The sequence below is a fragment of the Halobacterium sp. KA-6 genome, from assembly GCF_021029015.1.
Lineage (GTDB): Archaea > Halobacteriota > Halobacteria > Halobacteriales > Halobacteriaceae > Halobacterium.
In genome coordinates, this window is record NZ_JAJJZH010000006.1 from 18,017 (window position 1) to 40,862 (window position 22,846).

Consider the following 22,846-nt stretch of genomic DNA (forward strand, 5'->3'; position numbering starts at 1 on the left):
AAGGTCCCGCTGACCCCGGAATCCCCGGGACGGCGAAGCGTCGCGCGGCTCGAATTGGTGTCCCGAGTGGTCCGCTCGCCCTCGTAAATGTAACTGGTATCAGTTACGTGACCGTGGAATCACTATCGGGATACGGTCCGTATGTAACGAAAGAGCACCAACTATGACTGACCTAGGTGGCTTCCAGGACCACGTCGCTCGCGTCGACCTCGGCGCCGGCGACGTCGACTACGAGAGCATCGACGACGAGGACGCGCGCAAGTACATCGGCGCGCGCGGCCTCGGCGTGAAGTACGTCTTCGAGAACGGCCCCGACGTCGAGCCGCTCTCCGAGGAGAACTTGCTGGCGTTCATGAACGGGCCGCTAACGGGGACGCAGACACCAATGAGCGGACGCATCGCGGTGGTAACGAAGTCCCCGCTGACGGACACTGTCACGGACTCCCACCACGGCGGGTGGAGCGGCGCGCGCCTCAAGTGGGCGGGCTTCGACGGCCTGCTGTTCGAGGGGAAAGCCGAAGACCCCGTCTACGCCGTCGTCGAGGACGGCGAAGTCGAACTGCGTGACGCCAGCCACCTCTGGGGGTACGGCATCCACGACACCATCGACGAATTGGAGAGCGAAGTCGACGGCACGTACGGGAAGAACCTCTCCGCGATGGCTATCGGTCCGGGCGGCGAGAACACGGTCCGGTACGCCTGCATCATCAACGAAGACGACCGCGCCTCCGGCCGCGGCGGCACGGGCGCCGTCATGGGGTCGAAGAACCTCAAAGCGGTCGTCGTGAAGGCGTCCACGCAGATGCCCAAGCCCGCCGACCGCGAGACGTTCATGGACGGCCACAAGGCCGCCATGCAGGCGATTCAGGAGTCCGACGTCACCGCGCCCAACGAGGGCGGGCTCTCCGTCTACGGGACGAACGTCCTGATGAATCTCACCGAGGAGATGGACGGCCTCCCGACCCGAAACGGCCGATACACGTCCACGAGTACGGAAACCGAGGCCGAACCCGACGAGCCGAACATCGACTCCGAGAAGGTCTCCGGGGAGAACGTCGAGGAGAACATCCTCGTCGACGACCCGACGTGTCACTCCTGCCCGGTCGCCTGCAAGAAGGAAGTCGAGGTCGACGTCCACCACAAGGGCGAGGACCTCAACGTCCGCATGGAGTCCTACGAGTACGAGTCCGCGTGGGCGCTCGGCCCGAACTCCATGAACGACGACCGCGACAAGGTCGCGCTGATGATGGACCGCTGCAACGACTTCGGCATCGACACCATCGACAGCGGGAACATGCTCGCGTTCGCGATGGAAGCCGCCGAGAAAGGCTACCTCGACGACTTCGACGAGACCCTCGACTGGGGCGACGTCGACGCCATGGTCGAGATGCTGGAGAAAATCGCCACCCGCGACACCGACCTCGCGGACGTGCTCGCCGAGGGGCAGAAGCGCGCGGCGGAGACGCTGGACGCCCACGACTGCCGCCTCGACGTGAAGGGGCAGTCCATCGCGGCGTACGACCCGCGCGGTCTGAAGGGCATGGGCATCGGGTACGCGACCTCGAACCGCGGCGGCTGCCACCTCCGCGGGTACACGCCCGCCGCCGAGATTCTCGGCATCCCGGAGAAGGTCGACCCCACGGACTGGGAGGGGAAAGGCGAACTCACGGCGACCTTCCAGGACCTCCACGCCATCTCGGACTCGTTCGACATCTGCAAATTCAACGCGTTCGCCGAGGGCGTCGAGGAGTACATCGACCAGTACAACGGCATGACAGGACGCGACGTCGGCGAGGAGGAACTGCTGGAAGCGGGCGAGCGCATCTACAACCTCGAACGCTACTACAACAACCTCGCCGGCTTCGACGGCGACGACGACACGCTCCCGGACCGCTTCGTGGAGGGCGCGGAGGACGCAGTGCCCGCGGGCGGCGGCATCGAGGGTGAACTCTGCGAACTCGACGCGATGAAAGACGAGTACTACGAGCACCGCGGCTGGGTCGACGGCGTCGTTCCAGACGAGAAACTCGATGACCTCAGCATCGACCTCGGCCCCGGCACGGGCGTCTCCGCTAGCGGCGCAGCGTCCGCGGACGACTAACGTTCCAATCCGACGTTCCACGTTCTTTTGCTGCCCGACTTGCCAACGTAGCGACAGCCGCTCAACAGCTGGTCCCTGGCGGATTGAAAGGGCCGAGGGCTTTCAGGTGTGCGAGAGAGCGACAAATTCAGGAGCGATTCCGACACCTAGACCCGAAACCCGTTTTTCCGCGCGCGCCTTACGACGCTGCAGTGACTGACATCTCCAAGGAGGCGTTCCACGACGCCCTCGAAGCCGTGGGTCGGCCGGTTGCGACCGCCGCACAGGTCGCCCGGGAACTCGACTGCACGCAGGCGGCGGCTGCCAACGCCCTCGCCGAACTCGCTGAATCCGGTGACGTGGAGCGCGCGGACGTGGAGAACGACCCGGTGGTGTGGTATCCGCGGGACTGGCTGGAACTGACGGACCGCGAGCGGGTCGTGCCGTTCCCGGACCGCCGGGAGATTGTCGTCGACCAGCCCGCGCAGTTCACGCGCGCCCAGTTGTCGCGGTTCGCGCACCTCGCGGACACGACGCGGACGGGCAGCTACCGGTACGTCGTCCGCGAGGAGGACGTGTGGGCGGCGCCGTTCGAGAGCCTCGACGACCTGCTGGCTGCGATGGACCGCGTGCTCCCGCGGGACTGCCCCGGATTGAAGGACTGGGTGGAAGAGCAGTGGACGCGCGCGACGCGCTTCCGGCTCGTGACGCACGAGGACGGCTACGTCGTCCTCGAAGCGAAGACCGAGAGCCTGCTCGGGAACGTCGCCGACCAGCACCTCGCCGACGACGTGATTCGCGCGCCCATCTCGGACACGGAGGCGTGGGTCGCCGAGAACAAGGTCGCGGAACTGAAGCGCACGCTCTACGAGGCTGGCTACCCCGTCCAGGACGAGCGCGACCTCGAAACCGGCGAGCCGCTGGACGTCGACCTCGACCTCGAACTCCGGGACTACCAGCAGGACTGGGTAGAGCGCTTCGTCGACGCGAGTTCGGGCGTGCTCGTCGGGCCGCCGGGGTCGGGGAAGACCGTCGCCGCGATGGGCGTCCTCGAAGCCGTCGGCGGCGAGACGCTGATTCTGGTGCCGAGTCGCGAACTCGCCGCGCAGTGGCGCGAGGAGTTGCTCGCGAACACCAACCTCGAATGCGACCAAATCGGGGAGTACCACGGCGGCACGAAGAACGTGCGCCCCGTCACCATCGCCACGTACCAGACCGCGGGGATGGACCGCCACCGGCACGTCTTCGACGACCGGGAGTGGGGGCTCGTCGTTTACGACGAAGTCCACCACATCCCCGCGGAGGTCGCGCGCCGGTCGGCGGACCTCCAGAGCAAACATCGCCTCGGACTCACCGCGACCCCCGTCCGCGAGGACGACAAGGAGGAGGACATCTACACGCTCGTCGGGCCGCCAATCGGCACCGACTGGGACGCGCTGTTCGACGCGGGCTACGTCGCCGAACCCACCGTCGAGATTCGGTACGTGCCGTGGCGCGACGACGATGCCCGCTACGAGTACGCCGCGGAGAGCGGGCACACGCGCCGTCGGCTCGCCGCGGAGAACCCCGCGAAAGACGAGGAGGCCCAACACCTGTTGCGCCAGCACGCCGACAAGCAGGCGCTCGTGTTCGTGGACTACCTCGAACAGGGCGAGCGACTCTCGGAAGCCATCGACGCGCCGTTCGTCAGCGGGGAGACCCGCCACGCCGAACGGGAGGCGCTGTTCGACCGATTCCGCACGGGTGCGTTGAACACGCTCGTCGTCTCGCGCATCGGCGACGAGGGCATCGACCTGCCGGACGCCGAACTCGCCATCGTCGCCTCGGGGCTGGGCGGGAGTCGCCGACAGGGTGCCCAGCGCGCCGGGCGGACGATGCGGCCGGGTGGCCAGTCGCTTTTGTTCGTGCTCGCGACGCGGGGGACCGAGGAGGAGGACGACGCCCGCAGCCGGATGCGCCACCTCGCCGCGAAGGGCGTGCGCGTCACGGAGTCCGGCAGCGAGCAGGCCTGACCCGGGCGCCGAACCCCGGTCATTAAGCCGCCGGCCGGCACACTGCCGACGATGACCGAGTTTCCGTTCACGACCACGGTCGACGTGCGCTACCAGGACCACGACACGCTCGGGCACGTCAACAACGCCGTCTACGTCACGTACCTGGAGGAAGCCCGCGTCGCGTACCTCACGGAGCACGCGGGACTGTCGATGGAGAACCTCTCGATGGTCGTCGCGCACCTCGACGTGGACTTCGTCGAACCTGTCCGGCACGCCGAATCCGTCGAGGTCGCGATTGCCGTCACGGACGTCGGCGGGTCGAGTTTCACGATGGCCTACGAGATTCGCCACGAGGACAGCGTCGCCGTCGAAGCCGAGTCCGTACAGGTCACAATCGACTCGGATACTGGAAAGAGTCATCCGGTCCCGAAGGCGTGGCGGGCGGCGTTCCAGGAAGACTAGCTACGTGGGCCCTGTCGCCGGGAACGCGTCGAGTCGAGCGAGAATCGTGTCGACGATGTCTGCGTCGAACGTCCAGAAGCCGTAGAACTGGTCGTCGTCGCGCTCTTCGGCGAGCAACGCGCGCTTGTCGTGGTCGCTTTTGGCGTCCAGCACCACGAACCACGTGTCCGTGATTTCGTCGTCCTCGTAGGCGTGAATCGTGTGGGCGTCGGTCGGCACCGTCCAGTTCGACCGCCCGTAGATGTGGGTGTCGACGCCCGCGGCCGCGAGCCGTTCGTAGAGCCGGTACTGCGGCCGCAGGTTCGACAGCCGCTGGAAGCCCGCGTGCAGCGTTCCCCCGAGCTGGTGGGCACTCGACTCGATTTCACGGGAGGCGACGACCATTCGGTCGCGGCCGTAGTCAGTGAACACCGACTGGTCGATGTGGCGGAACAGTTCCGGGTACTCGATTTCATCGGGTGCGGAGACGTCGATGAGCGGGGAGTCCGGCCGAACCACCCGGTACAGCGACTGCAGCGACGACGCCGCGAGATACTCGCTGTCGTCGTGGAGAACGACAAAATTACGTGGGATGCCGTCGTCGGTGGCGGCGCGCCGCAAGTCCACCGACTGCACCGCGAAGTACGACTGGATGTCCTGCAGTACGGACCGCGGTACGTCGACGTTGTACAGCGTCAGCGTGAGCGCGCGCTCGTCGACGCGGTCGACGATGTCCGGCAGTGGGGGAGCAGCGTCGTCAGCCATCGCTACGTATCTGGTCCGTGTGGTGCCCGACTCATAAATCCGCGTGGCCGGGTGACACCCGCCGAGTCGGCTGCATACCTGCGGTCACGTCGCGCGCCCCGTCGTTGTGACTGCGATGCCGACGAGGACCACGGCGCCGCCCGCGACGGTGAATACGCCGGGTACCTGCCCGAAGACAGCGAGTGCGAGCAGCGTGCTCCCGACCGGCTCGCCGAGCAGCGAGACGCTCACGACGCTGGACTCGACGTACTTCAGCGCCCAGTTGACGAGCGTGTGGCCGAACAGCCCGGGGCCGACGGCCATCGCGACGAACAGCGCCCACTCGCGGGGCGGATAGTCGACGAGCGGCAGCCCGAGCGCGACCGCCACCGCGAACAACACGACCGTGCAGACGCCGTAGACGGCGAACACGTACGGCGCTAACGAGAGTCGCTGACGGACGGACCGGCCTGCGAGCACGTACCCCGCGCCAGCCACGGCTCCGACGACCGCGAGCGCGTTCCCGAGGTTCGGCGCCGACCCGACTGCGCTTCCCGTGAGGAAGTCGCCCGCCGACAACAGCACCGAACCCGCAATAGCGACGAGGATGCCGCCGACGATGCGCGCGCCGACGCGCTCGTCCAACAGCAGCCACGCACCCACCGCGACGAACGCCGGCTGCGTCTGCACGAGCGTCGTCGACGCAGCGATGCTCGTGAATTCGATGGACGCGAACCACGACGCGAAGTGAACCGCCAACAGGACGCCCGCGACGCTCACGACCAGCCAGTCCGCACCCGAGACGTCGGCGAATTCGCGGCGCTCGCGGAACGCGAACGGCGCGACGAACGCGGTCGTGAACAACACCCGGTAGCCCGCCTTCAACACGCGCGGCGCGTCGCTGAGCTCCACGAGGATGGCGCTCGTGCTCACCGCGACGACGGCGACAGCGACGGCGGCCATCGGCGGCACGACGGGGTCGTCGGCACTCACGGCTGGACGTTACCGGCCGCAGCAAAAGAGATTGCGTTCGCGGGAGTCGGGAGAGAGCTATTCCTCGTCTGTGCGAACGATAGTGAGCGCGGGCACGAGTGGCCGACAGGTCACTCGGCGTCCGCGGGCGTGTCGAAGTCGTGGTAGTGTTCGCCCTTCTCCTTCGAGAGGATGTTGAGCGCGGCCGCAGCGCCGTCGCCGGCTGAGATGACTGCCTGCCACTCCTCGACGCGTACCATGGCGCCAGTCGCGTAGGCGTCCTCGACGCTCGTCTCCATGTCGACGTCCACGTCGACGACGTCCTCGTCGGTGAACGCGGCACCGAGGTCTTCGGCGAGGTCGCGGCTCGCACCCGTCGCGAGCACGACGTAGTCCGCTTCGTACTCGCCGTCTTCGGTCGTCACCGCGAACCCGTCACCGGACTGCTCGACGCCCGTGACTTCCTCGCCCTGGTGGCGGTCGACGCCGAATTTGTCGACCTGCTCGCGGGCGCTCTCCACGAACGCCGTGCCGTCCTCGGAGTCGATGCCGAGGTAGTTGAAGAGGTGGGCCTTGTGCATCCACGTCTCGTCGGTGTCGAAGACGGTCGTCTCGAGGTCGTTTTTCGCCGTGAACAGCGCCGCGCTCAGGCCGGCGGGACCGCCGCCGACGACGATGACGTGTGTCATAGTCGTGTGTTCTCCCGCTCACCGGTTAAACCTACGGCCCGTCCAGAATGTCCCGCGTCCGGCGGTGACGGTACCAGAACATCGGCGCGAGCCCGAGGCGCGCGAACTCGTCGCCGATACCGCCGATTGGCGCACGGTACTCGACGTGGTCCCGAATCAGCGTCTCGTCACCGTCGGCGTAGAACAGGTGCGTGTGCTCCCACTCGGGGAACGGCCCCTTCTCCATCACGTCCACGAAGTACGCGGTGTCTTCGCCCTCCTCTCGGGTGGTGATGTGCGAGACCCACGTCTGCCGCGGTCCGACGCCGAACGGCTGCACGGACGCGTGAATCCGCGTGCCCGCCGTGAGGACGTGCGCCTCGGGTTCGTCGTCCGGGCGCTCGATTTCCTCGACGCGCAGGTTGAGCCAGTCCGGCGTCAACGACCGCAGGCCATCGATAGTGGAGTGGAACGCCCACACGTCGGCAAGCGGCGCGCGAACCCGCAACTCCCGCTCGAAAGTCGCCATACACGTCGTTCGCGGGGCGCGTGCAAAACTCCGGCGGCAGGGGTCGTTCGGCTACTTGAGTCGCTCCTGCAGGAACGAGGGATGGGCGGCAGTAACGCCGTCGATGCCGTGAATCTCGTCGCTAATGACTTCGCCGAGGGCGTCCCCATCAGCGGCCCGGACTTCGGCCATCAGCATGTGGTCGCCGCTGGACGTGTACAGCGCGTGGACCGCCTCCAAGTCCTTCAGGTCGCGCGTCGCCTCCACGTACCGCTCGGAGGCCACATCGATGCCCACGAGCGCGATGGACTGCCCGGAGAGTTTCTTCGGGTCGACGTCCGCGGAGTAGCCGACGATGACGCCTTCGTCTTCGAGTTTGTCGATGTACTTCCGGACCGTCGGCTTCGAGACGTCCGCGCGGGCGGCGATGTCGGCGTACGACGCCTGCGCATCCTCCTCGAGCGCGGCGAGGATTCGGTCTTCCGTCGATTCGGTGCTCACACCCCTCGTTTTGGTGCCTGTGAAAAAATATCTTCCGAATGAGAAAGTCACCTCGCGCGGGCGAGAAGCATCGTGGTCGCGCGCCGAAGCCGTCGGCTACTCGAGCGATTCGCGCGAAAGAAATTGGAGCCGGGCCGTAGTGGAACGCTACTTGTGGCGCTCGATGAAGTCGTACGAGCGCTCCCAGTCGTAGTCCTCGTCGAAGTACCGCTCCGCGAGCGGTTCCTCGGGCATGTCGCCGCGCTGCTGCTTCTCCTGCTGGTAGGAGTTGCGGTTCTCGTCCTTGTAGTAACGCCCGGTGAGGACAGTGCCCTCGTAGAGGGCGTCCTCGGTCTCGTGCATCAGGTCGGCCGCCTCACGGCGGTCGGTGATGTCGAAGTCGTAGTCGTCGCTGTCCTGCACGTCGACGTAGGGGACGTACTGCTTGGCGTCCTTGTTCCACGTCGGGCACTGGGTCAGGAAGTCGACGTGGGAGAAGCCGTCGTGCTCGATGGCTTCCACGATGATTTCCTGGGCCTGGTTCGGGTTGACGGCCGCCGTACGGGCGACGTACGAGGCGCCCGCCGACAGGCTCATCGAGAGCGGTCGAATCGGGTCCTTCGCGCTCCCGTGAGGCTGGGTCTTCGACTTGTGGCCCTTCGGCGACGTCGGCGACGTCTGGCCCTTCGTGAGGCCGAAGACCTCGTTGTTGAACACGATGTAGGTCATGTCGTGGTTCTCCCGGGCGGTGTGCATGAAGTGGTTCCCGCCGATGCCGTAGCCGTCACCGTCGCCGCCCGCCGCGACGACTTCGACGCCGTCGTTGGCGAGCTTCGCGGCGCGGGCCACGGGGAGCGACCGACCGTGAATCGTGTGGAAGCCGTAACTCTCGAAGTAGCTGTTGAGCTTCCCCGAGCAGCCGATACCGGTGCACAGCAGGACCTCCTCGGGGTCCTTGCCGAGTTCCGCCATCGCACCCTTCAGCGCCTTCAAGACGCCGAAGTCACCGCAGCCAGGACACCACGTCGGCTGCGGCTCGATGCCGGGCGTGAACTCGTCCCGTTCGACCTCCCGTTCCTCTTCGATTGCGCTGAACGCTTTGCTCATGGATTAGTCACCTGCCGCAGGTTCGAGGGTAGTCTGAGCGGTCGGTTCCCCGCCGCCGTCCTGTTCGAGCTCGACCGCTTCGACGATTTCGGCGGGCTCGAACGGGTTGCCGTTGTACTTCAGGAGGCTGGAGAGCTTGCCGTCGACGTTCCCGAGCTCCTTCTGGATGAGCCCGCGGAACTGCTTCGTCGAGGACATCTCCACGACGATGGCTTCGTCGACGCTCTCGATGAACTCCCGCACCTCGTCGACCGGGAACGGCGAGAGGTCGCTGACGCCCAGCGCCTTCACGCTGTTCCCGTCGTCGTTCATGCGTGCGACGGCTTCCTCGACGGTGCCCTGCTGGCTGCCCCATACGATGAGCCCGAAGTCCGCGTCCTCGTCGCCGTAGACGACCTGCTGGTCGCGCTCGTCGAGGTCGTCGCCGATGGCGTCGAGCTTCTGGAGCCGGCGTTCGACCTGCGCGACGCGGTTGTCGGGGTCTTCGGCGATGTGGCCGGTCGGCCAGTGCTCGTTGCCGGACGCGAGGTAGCGGCCGCCAGACTGTCCCGGGATGGAGCGCGGGCTGACGCCGTCCTCGACGCCGTCCGTCCGGAACCGCTCGAACTTCCCGGTGTCGTCATGGGGTGCCTCCGCGATTTCGTCCTCGGTGAGCGTGCTCCCGAGGTCCGGCTTCGGGTCGCGGTCGAAGAACGACGCATCCACGTTCCGGTACTCGCCGGAGAGCTTCTGGTCGTAGACCACGATGGCCGGAATCTGGTACTCGTAGGCGATTTCGAACGCCGTCCGCGTCTGCTCGTAGCACTCCTTGGGGTCGCTGGGCCCGAAGGCGACGCGGTGGCTGTCACCCTGACTCGTGTACAGGATGTGTTCGAGGTCAGCCTGCTCGGGCTTCGTCGGCATCCCCGTGGAGGGACCCGCGCGCATCGCTTCGAGCAGGACCAGCGGCGTCTCGGTCATCTCCGCGAGACCGAGCGGCTCGCTCATCAGCGCGAAGCCGCCGCCGGAGGACCCAGACATCGACTTCACGCCGGAGTGGCTCGCGCCGACCGCCATCGCCGCTGCCGCGATTTCGTCCTCGACCTGCTCGGAGATGCCGCCCATGTCCGGCAGGAGGTTCGTCATGATGGTGAACACGTCCGTCCACGGCGTCATCGGGTACCCGGCGATGAACCGACAGCCGGCGTCGATGGCCGCGTACGCGATGCCGTGGCTGCCGGAGACGAGGACCTGCTCCTCGTCGTGTTCGCCGGTGGGCACCGTCAGGTCGTGGGACTGCTCCATCTCATTGACCTGCTCGTAGGCGTCGTGGAGGACTTCGAGATTCTGTTCGAGAATCTCGCCGCCCATCGCGTCCGACATCAGGTCCTCGATGTGGTCGAGGTCCATGTCGACGAGTGCGGCCGTCGCACCCACGCCAGCGGTGTTGCGCATGACCTCGCGGCCGTGCTCTTTGGCGAGCGACCGGAGGTCGAGCGGATAGACGTGCCAGTTGTTCTCCTCGGCGCGCTCCTCGAAATTCGGGACGTCCTCTACGTCGAGGAGGCCCTCGTCGTAAACGATGACCCCACCTTCGCGGAGGTCGTCGAGGTTCTCGGAGAGCGGCTTCACTTCCTCGTCGCCGTAGACGGCGTGCTCGCTGGGGTTGCGTGCGAACGAGTCCCCGAGCGCGAGCAGGAAGTTGTAACCGTCGCCGCGCGACGTTACGTTCTCGTCCCGCGCACGAATTTCCACATACGTGTGGCCGCCGCGGATGCGGGACGGGTAGTGTCGGTGCGTGAAGACGTCGAGGCCTGAACGCATCAACGCCTTCGCAAAGTTCTGACTCGTGGAGTCGATTCCGTCGCCGGAACCCCCTGCCACTCGCCAGATGAGTTCGTCATCAGTCATAGTGTAACCCTCTGGCCCGTGCTCGGACCGTTAGTAGGGTGTTGGTCGGACCCACACTAAATCGTTTGCTATCCATTAACAATAGAAGATGATTAAGGAATACTGTACAGGACCCGAAATCCCCGGCGAACCTGCCGGAACGTCGGCGAGCCCCATAACTATATTACTTAAAATTCAACCGTACGATCATATATAATAGTTAGTAGAATTAATTTTGTAGATTGTGAAAGAAGCAGGAACGCGTAGAATGGCTAATTCGTGCCAGCCTCTGGTGCGATCGTAGAGAGCGACTACAACAACGAGACGGCACACCAGTACGGAGAAGGGTACGTCGCCGACAAGGCGCTCCCGCCGCTGGAACGACGCGCGGGCGCAGTACTCATCGTACTAACACTAATCGGGAGGTCCGCTGGCTACGGTCGAGTTAGCGCTCGATTCCGCCCTGTTCGGAGATCTGCAGAATGTTCCGCATGTTGAGGTAGACGTGTTGGGCGTCGACGTCCTCGTCTTCGTCGTAGATGTCGCTGACGCGATGGACGATAGCGGCGATGCGTTCGGCCTCTTCGGAGTCTTCCTCGCGGAGGTCATCCGCGACGTCGCGGAGTACGTCGCGTTTCTGGGCGTCGTCGTAGTCAGACATCGTCCTGAGTTGTCAGTGCTGGGCGGGTCGGCTGGCGTTGCGGCGGTGGACGAGCCCAACCATGTCGGCGGTTTCGGCGACGAAGTCGCGGAACGCTTCGCCGGTCTGGTTGTCTTCGTCGAGGACGACCGGCTCCCCCGTGTCGCCGCCCTGGCGGACGCTGGGGTCGAGAGGGATGGAGCCGAGGAACGGGAGTTCGTTCTCGTCGGCGAAGTCGTGGCCGCCACCGCTGCCGAAGATGTCGTGGGTACCGCCACAGTCGGGACAGACGAACCCGCTCATGTTCTCGGCGATGCCGAGGACGGTGGTGTCGTGGCGTCCGAACATGCGCAGTCCCTTGCGGGCGTCGTCAACGGCGACATCCTGCGGTGTGGTGACGACGACGGCACCGGTGAGTGGGACCGTTTGGAGCATCGTGAGTTGGGTGTCGCCGGTGCCCGGCGGGAGGTCGACGACGAGGTAGTCGAGGTTGCCCCATTCGACGTCCTCGACGAGTTGCGTGAGGACCTTGTGGACCATGGGACCGCGCCAGATGACGGGGTCGTCGTCGCCGACCATGAACGCCATGCTCATGAGTTTCATACCGTGGCGCTCGGGCGGGACGATGGTGTCGCTCTCCGTGGCGCGCGGGTGGTCGTCGGCGTCGACCATTCGGGGGACGTTGGGGCCGTAGATGTCGGCGTCGAAGAGGCCGACGCGGGCGCCGCGGTCGGAGAGACCGGCAGCGAGGTTGACGGCGACCGTGGACTTGCCGACACCGCCTTTCCCGGAGGCGACCGCGATGACGTTCTTGACGCCGGGGAGGACGTCGCCGCTGTTGCGGTCGGGGATGGCGGCGGTGAGGTCGGGTTCGAGGCCAACGTCGGAAAGCACTTCGCGGACGCGGCCGGCGATGTCCGTCTCGGTCGGCGAGTAGGGCGCACCGAGCGCGAGCGAGAGGGTGACTTTGTCGCCGTCGACGTCAAGGTCGTTGACGAGACCGAGGGAGACGATGTCGTCGTCGAGGGAGGGGTCCTCGACGTCACGGAGGAGGTCCAGCACGTCGTCTTCGTTCATGCCCGCGAGTAGGAGACGGTGCGCCGATAAGGGTTGTGTCGAACGAACGTGCGGCCGCGACCACACACCACGCCCCGAGCGTAACCACTCGTGGTTACGAAATCGCCGCTTGCACCCACGAGTTTAAGCGTCTGTACGTGCCACATTCTGGCATGCTCTCGGACTCGTTCGGGCGCGAGGTCTCCGGCGTCCGGGTCTCTCTGACGGACCGCTGTAACTTCGACTGTGTCTACTGTCACAACGAGGGACTGGGGGACACGCGCGGCCCGATGGACGCACGGGACCACGAGATGAGCGCCGACGACGTCGTCCGCTTCCTCGAAGTCGTCGAGGAGTTCGGCGTCGAGAAGGTGAAGCTCACGGGCGGTGAGCCGATGCTGCGCGACGACCTGGAGGAAATTATCGAGCGTACGCCGGACTCGATGGAAGTGTCGATGACGACCAACGGCACGTTCCTGCCCGGGCGCGCGGAGGACCTCGTGGACGCGGGCCTCGAACGCGTGAACGTCTCGCAGGACGCCCTCGACGCCGAGGACTTCCAGGCGCTCACGAAGAGCGGGGCCTACGAGAAAGTACTGGAGGGCGTGCGGGCTGCCGTGGACGCGGGCCTCGACCCTGTGAAACTGAATATGGTCGTGTTCCGGAAGACGGCAGGCTACGTGCCGGAGATGGTCGACCACGTCGCGGAGAACGACGCGCTCCAGCTCCAGCTCATCGAGTACATGCCCGAAATCGCGGGCCACCCGGAGTGGGCCGTCGACATCGACGATGTCCACGACTGGCTCGAAGAGCGCGCAGACCGCGTCGAACACCGCGAGATGCACGACCGACGGCGATACTACGTGAACGGTGGGATGGTCGAAATCGTCGACCCCGTCGGCAACGAGGAGTTCTGTGCGAACTGCCACCGCGTGCGCGTGACACACGAAGGCTACCTGAAGGGGTGCCTGAACCGGAACGACGACCTGCGGTCGATGGGCGAGATGTCGAAGGCCGAGATTCGGGAGGCGTTCCGTGAGACCGTCGAGAACCGGGTGCCGTACTACGGCGAGTACATGGTCGAGAACGGCGACGGCGGCTGGGAGGTCAACGACGACTACGTCGAGGTGTACGCCGACGGCGGCACCGAGTCGGCGGACTGACCGCAGACTGTCGATTTTCGGCGCGCGGCGTGGGACTTCGTGTCGTCCGCGACCCACGCCCTTTCGTGATGTTTAAGTACGGGCCGCGGTTTCTCAAGAACGCAGTCACTGTAGGGGCGTCGGGTCCCGAGTCCGAGAGGGCGAAGATACACCCGAAAGCGTGTCGTGGTAGCCTAGCCTGGTCAAGGCGCAGGGTTGCTAACTCTGTGGCGCAAGCCTCCGGGGTTCAAATCCCCGCCACGACGCCTTTCCACAACACATCAAAACATGAGTTCGGAAGAACAAGACGCGGACGAGGACATTCAGTACTTCGTCCGCATCGGGCAGACAGACCTCGACGGTACCAAGTCCGTCGAGCGTGCGCTCGCGGAACTCGACGGCGTCGGCCGACGAGTCTCGCGAGTCGTCGCGGAGAATGCGGACGTCGACCGCACCGCGACGATTGGTCGCCTCGAAGACGATGTCATCGACGACATCAAGGCGGCCGTCAACGAGTTCGCAGACCACGCTCCGGAGTGGCTCGCGAACCGTCGGAACGACTTTTACTCCGGCGAGACCCAGCACGTCACCGGCAACGACGTCAACCTGACGCGCGACCAGGACATCAATCGGATGCAGATGATTCGGTCCTACAAGGGCATCCGACACGAGCGCGGACAGAAGGTCCGCGGTCAGCGCACCAAGTCCACCGGTCGTACGGAAGGTACCATCGGCGTCAACGTCGAGGCTATCAAGGAAGAACAGGCAGCAGAAGAAGCAGCGGGTGAGGAAGAATAATGGCGCTCCCAGGTGAGAACACCAAGTTCTACGAGACGCCGAATCACCCGTATCAGGGCGAACGCATCTCCGAGGAGAGCGACCTCGTCTCCCGGTACGGCCTGAAGAACAAAGAGGAACTCTGGCGTGCGCAGTCCGAACTGCGCAACTTCCGCCGCGAGGCGCGCCGCCTGCTCGGCCGTACGGAGGCCACCAGCGGCGAGGAGTTCGTCTCGCGCCTGCAGCGCATCGGCGTGCTCTCCAACCAGGAGGGCCTCGACGACGTCCTGTCGCTCGACGTGACGGACGTCCTCGAGCGCCGCCTGCAGACGGTCGTCTACCGCGAGGGCCTCGCGAACACTGTCGGTCAGGCCCGACAGTTCATCTCCCACGGCCACATCACGGTCGACGGGAGTCGCGTCACGGAGCCCTCCTACAAGGTCGACGTCTCCGAGGAGGACGTCATCGCGTTCGACGAACGAAGCGACCTCACAGACGAACTGCACCCGGCTCGCGCCGGTGCACAGGAGTAACACAATATGGCTGACGACACCAAATGGGGCATCGCGCACATTCACGCCTCGTTCAACAACACCATCATGACGGTCACCGACGAGACGGGCGCCGAGACGCTCGCAAAGTCGAGTGGCGGTACCGTGGTGAAGCAGAACCGTGACGAGGCGTCGCCGTACGCCGCGATGCAGATGGCCGAACAGCTCGCCGAAGACGTCTTAGACCAGGGCATCGACAAGGTGCACGTTCGCGTGCGCGGCCCCGGTGGCAACCTCCAGCGCAGCCCGGGTCCGGGCGCGCAGGCTGCCATCCGAGCGCTCGCTCGCGCCGGTCTCGAAATCGGCCGCATCGAGGACGTGACGCCCGTCCCCCACGACGGGACGCGTCCGCCGAAGAACAGCGGGTACTAAGCAATGAGCACGGACTTCGACGTCGAATTCATCGACCGCGACGACCGGGAAGCCCGGTTCGTCGTTCGCAACATCACGCCGGCGTTCGCGAACGGCATTCGGCGAGCGATTATCGCCGACGTTCCGACGCTGTCCATCGACACCGTCCGGTTCGTCGAGAACTCCAGCGTGATGTTCGACGAACAGCTCGCGCTGCGTCTCGGCCTCGTCCCGTTGACGACGCCCGAGGACTTCGCCGAGGGTGACACCGTCACGCTCGCGCTCGACGTCGAGGGCCCGGGGACGGCGTACTCCGGGGACCTGGTCTGTCAGGACCCCGAAGTGGAGGCCGCCGACGAGAACATCCCCATCATCGAGCTCAAAGACGACCAGCGCCTCGAACTCGAAGCCGACGCGGAACTCGGCTACGGCCGCGACCACGCCAAACACCAAGGCGGCGTCGCAGTCGGTTATCGACACCTTCAGCGCGTGAACGTCGTCGGCGACGCCGACGAATACGCTGACGAGGAACCCCGGATGCTCCGGGGCGTCATCGAGGAGGACGGCGAGCTCGTGCCGACGGACGACTTCGACAACGACCTCACGAACCGGTACCCCGGTAAGGAGCTCGAAGTCGAGGACGTCCCCGGCGCGTTCGTCTTCCACGTCGAATCCGACGGCTCGATGCCCGTGACAGAGCTAGTTCTCCGAGCAGTCGACTCCCTGGTCGACCGCGCGGACGAACTCGAACAGGCAGTCCAACTATAACATAACATGATTGCTCCGACCCACACTACCGCGCCGACGTCCACTCCTGCCCCGGGAGCCTCGGGCCCGGCAATCGAAATCGGTAAGAAGGGTCGGGAGCTACGGAGAAGCGAAGCGCCATCGCGGCCGTGCAGGGATAGCCAAGTTAGGTCAAAGGCGCAGCGTTCAGGGCGCTGTCCTGTAGGGGTTCGCAGGTTCAAATCCTGCTCCCTGCACTCGACTTCTCACAACTTTCCAGGAGTACGAGCATGAGTAAGACAAGTCCGAGACTCAGCAGTCTCATCGCCGAACTGAAGTCCGTCGCTCGAGATTCGAGCACGGACGTCTGGCACGACGTCGCTGGCCGGCTGGAGAAGCCGCGCCGCACGCACGCCGAGGTGAACCTGAGTCGTATCGAACGTTACGCGAACGAGGACGAGACCGTCGTCGTCCCCGGCAAGGTGCTGGGGTCCGGCGCGCTTCGAAAGTCCGTCACCGTCGCTGCCGTGGATTTCTCCGGCAGCGCGAAGACGAAAATCGAGCACGCCGACGGCGAGGCCGTCCATCTGGAACAGGCAGTCGAACAGAACCCCGAAGGATCCGACGTGCGGGTGATTCGATGAGTCTCGCAGAATTCGACGCCGACGTGGTCGTCGACGCGCGAGACTGCATCATGGGTCGCGTGGCGAGCAACGTCGCCGAACGCGCCCTCGACGGCGAGACGATCGCCGTCGTCAACGCCGAGCAGGCAGTCATCACCGGCACCAAGGAGGACATCTTCGAGACGTACAACAAACGCGCGGAGCTGGGCTCCGACAGCGGTCCGTACTACCCGAAACGCCCGGACGGCGTCTTCAAGCGCGCCATCCGTGGCATGCTGCCGTACAAGCAGCAGGACGGCCGTGAGGCGTTCGAAAACGTCCGCGTGTACGTCGGTAACCCGTTCGACGAGGACAGCGAAGTCATCGAGGGAACGTCGCTAGACCGACTCTCGACGATTCGCTTCGTCACCGTCGGCGAGGTCTCCAAGGAACTAGGTGCTAACGTCACATGGTAACCAACACGTCCGGTAAGAAGAAGACGGCCGTCGCTCGCGCGACCGTGAGCGACGGCGAGGGTCGTGTCCGAATCAACTCCACGCCCGTCGAACTCGTCGACCCGGAGATGTCGCGCCTGAAGATGCTGGAGCCGTTCCGCATCGCGGGCAAAGACCTCCGAGACGACGTCGACGTCGACATCGACGTCTCGGGTGGCGGCTTCGCGGGCCAGGCTGACGCCGTCCGCACCGCCATCGCACGCGGGCTGGTCGAGCATTACAGCGACGCAGAGCTCCGGGACGCGTACCGTGAGTTCGACCGCAGTCTGCTGGTCAACGACGTCCGGCAGTCCGAGTCCAAGAAGTGGGGCGGCCCGGGCGCTCGTGCCCGCTACCAGAAGTCCTACCGCTGAGGTGACCAAATCATGATGGTACCAGTCCGGTGTTTCACGTGCGGTAACGTCGTCGGTGAGTACTGGGAAGAGTTCAAGGCACGCGCCGAGACCCACGACGGCGACGAGGACCCAGCGGACGTGCTGGACGACCTCGGCGTGGACCGGCACTGCTGTCGACGCATGATGGTCTCCCACCAGGACCTCGTGGACGTCGTCTCGCCCTACCAGTAATGAGCGACACACAACACTTCAATCGGTACGAGAAGGCCCGCATCATCGGTGCGCGAGCGCTGCAGGTGTCGTACGGGGCGCCCGTGCTGGTCGACACCGACCAGACCGAGCCCATCCTCATCGCGGCCGAGGAGTACGACGCGGACGCGCTCCCGTTCACTGTCCGGAGGGACAACTGAGATGACGCGCATCGAGTCCGTCCGATTCCGGCCGATCCTGGACTCCCGCGGCAACAAGACCGTGGAAGCCGAGGTCGTGACCGCGGACGGCGGGTTCGGCCGTGCGGCAGCGCCATCCGGCGCGAGCACGGGCGAGCACGAAGCCGTCGAACTCCCCGTCGAGGAGGCGATTGCGGCAGCGCGCGAACACGTCGCACCGCGCCTCGAGGGCCGAGAGTTCGCCGGCGACCAGCGCGGCGTCGACGCCGCACTGCACGCCGCCGACGGCACGGAGGACTTCTCCGACGTCGGGGCGAACAGCGCGGTCGCCGTCAGTATGGCGGCCGCGAAGGCCGCCGCGGACGTGCTCGGTGTGCAGCTGTACCAGCATCTCGGCGGCGCCTTCCGCGGTCGGAACTTCCCCGTGCCGCTCGGGAACGTCGTCGGTGGCGGCGAACACGCCGCCGACGCGACTGCGATTCAGGAGTTCCTCGCGGCCCCCGTCGGCGCGCCGAGCGTCCGGCAGGCCGTGTTCGCGAACGCCGCCGTCCACGAGCGCGTGGGCGAACTCCTCGAAGAGCGTGGCGAGGCTGCCGCGAAAGGCGACGAGGGTGCGTGGGCGCCGTCCATCGACGACGCCACCGCCTTCGAGGTCGTCGACGAGGCCACCAGCGACGTCGCCGAAGAGTTCGGCTTCGACGTCCAGTTCGGTCTCGACATGGCGGCCGCCGAGCGCTACGAGGACGAGGAGTACGTCTACGGCGACGAGGTTCGTTCCACGGAGGAGCAAATCGAGTACGTCGTCGACCTCGTCGAGGAGTACGACCTCGCGTACGTCGAGGATCCCCTCGATGAGAACGACTTCGCGGCGTTCTCAGCGCTAACCGAGCGCGTCGGCGACGACACGCTCGTCTGCGGGGACGACCTGTTCGTGACGAACGTCGAGCGACTCCGCGACGGCATCGAGGTCGGCGCGGCCAACAGCATCCTCGTGAAGCCCAATCAGATCGGGACGCTCTCCGACGCGTTCGACGCCATCGAGCTGGCGTCCCGGAACGGCTACGAGGCCGTGGTCTCCCACCGCAGCGGTGAGACCGAGGACACGACCATCGCACACCTCGCCGTGGCGACCGACGCTCCGTTCATCAAGACGGGGACGGTCGGCGGCGAGCGAACTGCCAAGCTGAACGAACTCATCCGCATCGCGGACGAAGCATGAGCGAGAACGAATCCGACACAGAGGCCGACCTCGAGGACGCCGCGGAGCAGGCAGCCGAGCCTGCTGCCGAGGCCGCCGAGAGCGACGCCCAGACAGACGAACAGCCCACCGAAGAGGAGCCGGGAGCGGCGGCCACCGAGGACGTCATGTCCGACGAAGAGGCCGACCTGCTCATCCCCGTCGAGGACTACCTCGGCGCCGGTGTCCACATCGGTACCCAGCAGAAGACCAACGACATGGACCGGTTCATTCACCGCGTCCGCACGGACGGCCTGTACGTGCTCGACGTCTCGAAGACGGACGAGCGCATCCGGACGGCCGCCGACTTCCTGGCGAACTACGACCCAGAGCAGATTCTGGTCACGTCGTCGCGCCAGTACGGCCGCTTCCCTGCGGAGAAGTTCGCGGAAGCGGTCGGCGCACGCGCCCGGACGGGACGGTTCATCCCGGGTACGCTGACGAACCCGCAGTACGACGGCTACATCGAGCCGGACGTCCTCGTCGTCACTGACCCCATCGGTGACGCGCAGGCCGTCAAGGAAGCCATCACGGTCGGCATCCCCGTGATTGCGATGTGCGACTCCAACAACCAGACGAGCAACGTCGACCTCGTCGTCCCGACGAACAACAAGGGGCGGCGCGCGCTGTCGGTCGTCTACTGGCTGCTCGCCAACGAGACGCTCGACCGCCGCGGTGCCGAGCCGACGTACTCCCTCGAAGACTTCGAGGACGGCCTGTAACCCGGCTTCCGCCTTCGCACTTTTCAGTTAATAGACCGGCCAGCGACGGCTATATCGAGACGACGCCGAGGTATCCGTCGAGCCCGTCGACGAAGCGCACGCGCCGCCCGAACCACTCGCGACCACCGTCGAGAGGGTGGCGGTGGCGCGCGTCGTCGATATCCGCGCTCAAGAGCACGGAGACGGGACCGGGACCGAGCCGGTCGAGTCGCTCCCGGACCCGCCCGCTGGCGGGCTCGCAGAGTACGATATCTTGTCCGGGGAAGCGTGCGAGGTCGCCGTACGTGTCGTCGTAGTCGTGGTCCGGTTCGGGGAGCCGGTAGAGTCGCTGGAAGCGCTCGATTGCGCTGGCGATGTCGTCGGTCGCGAGGACGACCCACGAAATCCCCGAGACGGGCGACCCGTAGAGGTCGCTGTCGGGGACGCGGTACTCGCGGGGCGTGCGGTCGCTGACGACGAACGGGAGGAGGCTGTCGTCACCACCGAGAAATGCCTGGTCCCACTCGACGAGCGTGCCGTCCGGGCGTTCGCGGCGGCCGTGAATCGGGCCGTGGACGGTGACGTCGTGGTCGATGACGCGCTGGCACTCGGCGTGGACACTGCCGGTCTCCACGCACCAGTCGCAGGGGCCGGCGACGGGGTCGGCCGCGTCGAAGTACGCGGGCCAGCGGTCGGGGTGCTCGCGCGTAGGCGCGACGAGTTCGAGGTAGGAGCCGTCCGGTAGTACGAGCGCCGCCATCTCCGTGCCTGCGTCGGGGTGGGCGCCGCCGTACGTGGGGTCGAAGCCGGCGGCTTCGAATCGCTCGACGAGGGCGTCGAGGTCGCTGGCGGCGAACGGCACGTGGTCGATGACGGGGCGCATAGCCGCTCGTTCGGGGCCCGCACGCAAAAGCCTGCGGCGGGGCGTTCCGGAAGTTCTGTAACGACGTGGTTCCGACCGAGAGGTATGACCACGACTTCGAGCGCGCCGGGGAAGGTCTACCTCTTCGGCGAGCACGCCGTCGTCTACGGCGAGCCCGCGGTGCCCTGCGCCATCGAGCGACGGGCGCGTGTGACCGTGACGGCCCGCGACGACGACCGCGTGCGGGTGTCCGCCGACGACCTCTCGCTGGACGGCTTCACGGTCGAGTACGGCTCCGGGAGCGACGAACAGCCCGACGTGGACGTGCCGACGCCGCTCATCGAGGCGGCGATGGGGTACGTCGAGGAGTCTCTAGAGCAAGCGCGGGACGCCGCTGGCCAACCAGTCGCGGGCTTCGACGTGGAAATCGAGAGCGAGATTCCGCTCGGCGCGGGACTGGGTTCGAGCGCGGCGGTTGTCGTCGCGGGCATCGACGCCGCGACGCGCGAGCTCGGCGTCGAACTCGCGCCGGAGTCGGTCGCCGAGCGCGCGTACCGCGTCGAGCACGAGGTGCAGGACGGGCAGGCCTCGCGCGCGGACACGTTCTGTTCGGCGATGGGCGGCGCGGTCCGCGTGGAGGGCGACGACTGCCGGGCCATCGACGCACCCGACCTGCCGTTCGTCGTCGGCTACGACGGCGCGAGCCACGACACCGGCGAACTCGTAGCTGGCGTGCGCGACCTCCGCGACGAGTACGACTTCGCGGCCGACACCGTCGGAGCCATCGGCGACCTCGTGCGGGAAGGCGAGCAGGCGCTCGCGGACGGCGACCTCGACACGCTCGGTCGGCTGATGGACTTCAATCACGGCCTGCTCTCGGCGCTGGGCGTCTCCGCGCGTTCGCTCGACAACCTCGTGTGGGCGGCCCGGGACGGTGGCGCGCTCGGTGCGAAGCTCACGGGTGCGGGTGGTGGCGGCTGCATCGTCGCACTCGACCGGGAAGACGGCGTGGAGACCGCACTATCGTTGGCTCCCGAGTGCGAGCAGTCGTTCCAGGCCAAACTCGCGACGGAGGGCGTGCGCGTCGAATGACGGTCGTCGTGAAACTCGGTGGCAGCGTCGTCACCGAGAAAGACCAGCCCGAGACCGTCGCCGACGACCGCCTGGCGGACCTCGCAGGTGCGCTCGGCGACGCAGCTGTCGACGACCTCGTCGTGGTACACGGCGGTGGGAGCTTCGGCCACCCGCACGCGGCCGAACACGGCATCTCCAGCAGCGAGGGGTCGAAGGACGCAGCCGCGGCACGCGACGTCGCGAGCGCGATGGAGGAACTGAACACGGCGGTCGTGAGCGCGCTCGCGGACGCGGGCGTTCCCGCGGTCCCGGTCCATCCGTTCTCGGTCGGCTACCGAACCGCCGACGGCGCCCTCCAATTCCCGACCGACCAGGTCGCGGCGATGCTCGACGAGAATTTCGTGCCGGTGCTGCACGGCGACGTGCTCACGCAGGTTGGGGAAGGCGCGACAATCGTCAGCGGCGACGAACTCGTCACGCACGTCGCCAGCGAACTGGACGCCGACCGCGTCGGCCTCTGCTCGACGGTGCCTGGGGTCCTCGACGAAGCCGGTGACGTCGTGCCCGAGATTACGGACTACGAGGACGTCGCGGCAGCGCTGGGTGGAAGCGACGCAACCGACGTTACTGGCGGGATGGCCGCAAAAGTCCGCGCGCTGCTGGCACTCGGTGCGCCCGCGTTCGTGTTCGGTCCCGACGCCCTCCCGGCATTCCTCGCGGGCGAGGACGCCGGAACGCGAATCGAGGGCTGAGAAACGTTAGTCGCGCAGATCCTCGTCGAGTTCGCCGACTTTCACGTCCGCGTCCGGGGCGTTCTGCTTGACGCTTTGCAACCCCTGTTTGGCCTTCTGCTTCGAGGAGTAGCCTTCACCGCTGTCCGCGATGATGTTCCCGTTGCGGTGCACGAGCCGCCACCGATACTGGCCGGCCTCGTCTTCGTAGACGTGGAACGTCGCACTCGCCATGAACGCGGCCACGACGGCCGCCCTCAAGGCGATTGTGGCCGACGGCTCGACGCCGCGGCA

General features: G+C 66.3%; 28 protein-coding genes and 2 tRNA genes. 19 read left to right on the plus strand and 11 right to left on the minus strand.

Going from position 1 to position 22,846, the window contains the following annotated elements:
* The first annotated feature begins 163 nt into the window (after nucleotides 1–163).
* From LPA46_RS12365 to LPA46_RS12375, 3 genes are all read left to right on the plus strand, one after another.
* Nucleotides 164–2,101, plus strand: a complete 1,938-nt coding sequence (locus LPA46_RS12365) for an aldehyde ferredoxin oxidoreductase family protein (protein ID WP_230892752.1) — start codon at nucleotides 164–166, stop codon at nucleotides 2,099–2,101.
* Between the two features lie 191 nt (nucleotides 2,102–2,292).
* A complete protein-coding gene (locus tag LPA46_RS12370; RefSeq protein WP_230892753.1) occupies nucleotides 2,293–4,092 on the plus strand; it encodes a DEAD/DEAH box helicase in 1,800 nt (599 codons plus the stop codon).
* Between the two features lie 51 nt (nucleotides 4,093–4,143).
* Nucleotides 4,144–4,536: an acyl-CoA thioesterase gene (locus LPA46_RS12375; protein ID WP_230892754.1), complete on the plus strand. Its 393-nt coding sequence runs from the start codon at nucleotides 4,144–4,146 to the stop codon at nucleotides 4,534–4,536.
* Here the strand turns inward: LPA46_RS12375 and LPA46_RS12380 are convergent, their stop codons facing one another.
* The 9 genes from LPA46_RS12380 to LPA46_RS12420 form a co-directional block, all read right to left on the minus strand.
* The gene (locus LPA46_RS12380; protein ID WP_230892755.1) at nucleotides 4,537–5,280 is read right to left on the minus strand and encodes a DICT sensory domain-containing protein; all 744 of its coding nucleotides are present in this window, start codon (nucleotides 5,278–5,280) and stop codon (nucleotides 4,537–4,539) included.
* A gap of 84 nt (nucleotides 5,281–5,364) precedes the next feature.
* On the minus strand, nucleotides 5,365–6,222 hold the full coding sequence (locus LPA46_RS12385; RefSeq protein ID WP_230892908.1) for a DMT family transporter: 858 nt from the start codon (nucleotides 6,220–6,222) through the stop codon (nucleotides 5,365–5,367).
* Nucleotides 6,223–6,362: 140 nt separating this feature from the next.
* Complete coding sequence (locus LPA46_RS12390) at nucleotides 6,363–6,920, minus strand: NAD(P)/FAD-dependent oxidoreductase (protein WP_230892756.1); 558 nt, start codon at nucleotides 6,918–6,920, stop codon at nucleotides 6,363–6,365.
* 31 nt (nucleotides 6,921–6,951) lie between these two features.
* Entirely contained in the window at nucleotides 6,952–7,428 is a 477-nt protein-coding gene (locus tag LPA46_RS12395; RefSeq protein ID WP_230892757.1) for an SRPBCC family protein, read from the minus strand.
* 51 nt (nucleotides 7,429–7,479) lie between these two features.
* A complete protein-coding gene (gene lrpA1 / locus LPA46_RS12400) occupies nucleotides 7,480–7,908 on the minus strand; it encodes an HTH-type transcriptional regulator LrpA1 (RefSeq protein WP_230892758.1) in 429 nt (142 codons plus the stop codon).
* Nucleotides 7,909–8,055: 147 nt separating this feature from the next.
* On the minus strand, nucleotides 8,056–8,994 hold the full coding sequence (locus LPA46_RS12405) for a thiamine pyrophosphate-dependent enzyme (RefSeq protein ID WP_230892759.1): 939 nt from the start codon (nucleotides 8,992–8,994) through the stop codon (nucleotides 8,056–8,058).
* Between the two features lie 3 nt (nucleotides 8,995–8,997).
* Nucleotides 8,998–10,884, minus strand: a complete 1,887-nt coding sequence (locus LPA46_RS12410; RefSeq protein WP_230889012.1) for a 2-oxoacid:acceptor oxidoreductase subunit alpha — start codon at nucleotides 10,882–10,884, stop codon at nucleotides 8,998–9,000.
* Nucleotides 10,885–11,308: 424 nt separating this feature from the next.
* Nucleotides 11,309–11,524: a hypothetical protein gene (locus LPA46_RS12415; protein ID WP_230892760.1), complete on the minus strand. Its 216-nt coding sequence runs from the start codon at nucleotides 11,522–11,524 to the stop codon at nucleotides 11,309–11,311.
* 12 nt (nucleotides 11,525–11,536) lie between these two features.
* The gene (locus tag LPA46_RS12420; RefSeq protein ID WP_230892761.1) at nucleotides 11,537–12,580 is read right to left on the minus strand and encodes an Mrp/NBP35 family ATP-binding protein; all 1,044 of its coding nucleotides are present in this window, start codon (nucleotides 12,578–12,580) and stop codon (nucleotides 11,537–11,539) included.
* A gap of 152 nt (nucleotides 12,581–12,732) precedes the next feature.
* On the opposite strand from LPA46_RS12420, the gene moaA reads away from it, so the two are divergent.
* From moaA to rpsB, 14 genes are all read left to right on the plus strand, one after another.
* Nucleotides 12,733–13,722 (plus strand): GTP 3',8-cyclase MoaA, encoded by a 990-nt coding sequence (gene moaA / locus LPA46_RS12425; RefSeq protein WP_230892762.1) that lies wholly within the window; start codon nucleotides 12,733–12,735, stop codon nucleotides 13,720–13,722.
* Nucleotides 13,723–13,884: 162 nt separating this feature from the next.
* A tRNA-Ser gene (locus LPA46_RS12430) sits at nucleotides 13,885–13,967 on the plus strand.
* A gap of 22 nt (nucleotides 13,968–13,989) precedes the next feature.
* Nucleotides 13,990–14,499, plus strand: coding sequence for a 30S ribosomal protein S13 (locus LPA46_RS12435; protein ID WP_230889016.1), 510 nt, complete (start codon nucleotides 13,990–13,992; stop codon nucleotides 14,497–14,499).
* The gene (locus LPA46_RS12440) at nucleotides 14,499–15,011 is read left to right on the plus strand and encodes a 30S ribosomal protein S4 (RefSeq protein WP_230892763.1); all 513 of its coding nucleotides are present in this window, start codon (nucleotides 14,499–14,501) and stop codon (nucleotides 15,009–15,011) included. The genes LPA46_RS12435 and LPA46_RS12440 overlap by 1 nt, the downstream gene beginning before the upstream one ends.
* A 6-nt stretch (nucleotides 15,012–15,017) precedes the next feature.
* On the plus strand, nucleotides 15,018–15,401 hold the full coding sequence (locus LPA46_RS12445; RefSeq protein WP_058983656.1) for a 30S ribosomal protein S11: 384 nt from the start codon (nucleotides 15,018–15,020) through the stop codon (nucleotides 15,399–15,401).
* 3 nt (nucleotides 15,402–15,404) lie between these two features.
* Nucleotides 15,405–16,148 carry a DNA-directed RNA polymerase subunit D gene (locus tag LPA46_RS12450; RefSeq protein ID WP_230889018.1) on the plus strand — a complete coding sequence of 248 codons (744 nt, stop codon included), beginning with the start codon at nucleotides 15,405–15,407 and terminating at the stop codon, nucleotides 16,146–16,148.
* Nucleotides 16,149–16,278: 130 nt separating this feature from the next.
* A tRNA-Leu gene (locus LPA46_RS12455) sits at nucleotides 16,279–16,363 on the plus strand.
* Between the two features lie 33 nt (nucleotides 16,364–16,396).
* Nucleotides 16,397–16,750: a 50S ribosomal protein L18e gene (locus LPA46_RS12460; RefSeq protein WP_230892764.1), complete on the plus strand. Its 354-nt coding sequence runs from the start codon at nucleotides 16,397–16,399 to the stop codon at nucleotides 16,748–16,750.
* The gene (locus tag LPA46_RS12465) at nucleotides 16,747–17,184 is read left to right on the plus strand and encodes a 50S ribosomal protein L13 (protein ID WP_230889019.1); all 438 of its coding nucleotides are present in this window, start codon (nucleotides 16,747–16,749) and stop codon (nucleotides 17,182–17,184) included. Before LPA46_RS12460 ends, LPA46_RS12465 begins: the two co-directional genes overlap by 4 nt.
* Nucleotides 17,178–17,576 carry a 30S ribosomal protein S9 gene (locus LPA46_RS12470; protein ID WP_230889020.1) on the plus strand — a complete coding sequence of 133 codons (399 nt, stop codon included), beginning with the start codon at nucleotides 17,178–17,180 and terminating at the stop codon, nucleotides 17,574–17,576. The genes LPA46_RS12465 and LPA46_RS12470 overlap by 7 nt, the downstream gene beginning before the upstream one ends.
* 12 nt (nucleotides 17,577–17,588) lie before the next feature.
* Nucleotides 17,589–17,789 carry a DNA-directed RNA polymerase subunit N gene (locus LPA46_RS12475; RefSeq protein ID WP_058983661.1) on the plus strand — a complete coding sequence of 67 codons (201 nt, stop codon included), beginning with the start codon at nucleotides 17,589–17,591 and terminating at the stop codon, nucleotides 17,787–17,789.
* Nucleotides 17,789–17,968 carry a DNA-directed RNA polymerase subunit K gene (locus LPA46_RS12480; RefSeq protein WP_058983662.1) on the plus strand — a complete coding sequence of 60 codons (180 nt, stop codon included), beginning with the start codon at nucleotides 17,789–17,791 and terminating at the stop codon, nucleotides 17,966–17,968. Before LPA46_RS12475 ends, LPA46_RS12480 begins: the two co-directional genes overlap by 1 nt.
* A 1-nt stretch (nucleotide 17,969) precedes the next feature.
* Nucleotides 17,970–19,166: a phosphopyruvate hydratase gene (gene eno / locus LPA46_RS12485; RefSeq protein ID WP_230892765.1), complete on the plus strand. Its 1,197-nt coding sequence runs from the start codon at nucleotides 17,970–17,972 to the stop codon at nucleotides 19,164–19,166.
* Nucleotides 19,163–19,906, plus strand: a complete 744-nt coding sequence (gene rpsB, locus LPA46_RS12490) for a 30S ribosomal protein S2 (RefSeq protein ID WP_230889022.1) — start codon at nucleotides 19,163–19,165, stop codon at nucleotides 19,904–19,906. The genes eno and rpsB overlap by 4 nt, the downstream gene beginning before the upstream one ends.
* Nucleotides 19,907–19,955: 49 nt before the next feature.
* On the opposite strand, the gene LPA46_RS12495 is transcribed toward rpsB, so the two are convergent.
* Nucleotides 19,956–20,768, minus strand: a complete 813-nt coding sequence (locus LPA46_RS12495; RefSeq protein WP_230892766.1) for a VOC family protein — start codon at nucleotides 20,766–20,768, stop codon at nucleotides 19,956–19,958.
* Between the two features lie 84 nt (nucleotides 20,769–20,852).
* On the opposite strand from LPA46_RS12495, the gene mvk reads away from it, so the two are divergent.
* Both mvk and LPA46_RS12505 read left to right on the plus strand, forming a co-directional pair.
* Nucleotides 20,853–21,839: a mevalonate kinase gene (mvk, locus tag LPA46_RS12500; RefSeq protein ID WP_230892767.1), complete on the plus strand. Its 987-nt coding sequence runs from the start codon at nucleotides 20,853–20,855 to the stop codon at nucleotides 21,837–21,839.
* Complete coding sequence (locus LPA46_RS12505) at nucleotides 21,836–22,573, plus strand: isopentenyl phosphate kinase (protein ID WP_230892768.1); 738 nt, start codon at nucleotides 21,836–21,838, stop codon at nucleotides 22,571–22,573. Before mvk ends, LPA46_RS12505 begins: the two co-directional genes overlap by 4 nt.
* Nucleotides 22,574–22,579: 6 nt before the next feature.
* Here the strand turns inward: LPA46_RS12505 and LPA46_RS12510 are convergent, their stop codons facing one another.
* Nucleotides 22,580–22,786: an HVO_2922 family protein gene (locus tag LPA46_RS12510; protein WP_442908253.1), complete on the minus strand. Its 207-nt coding sequence runs from the start codon at nucleotides 22,784–22,786 to the stop codon at nucleotides 22,580–22,582.
* Between the last annotated feature and the right edge of the window lie 60 nt (nucleotides 22,787–22,846).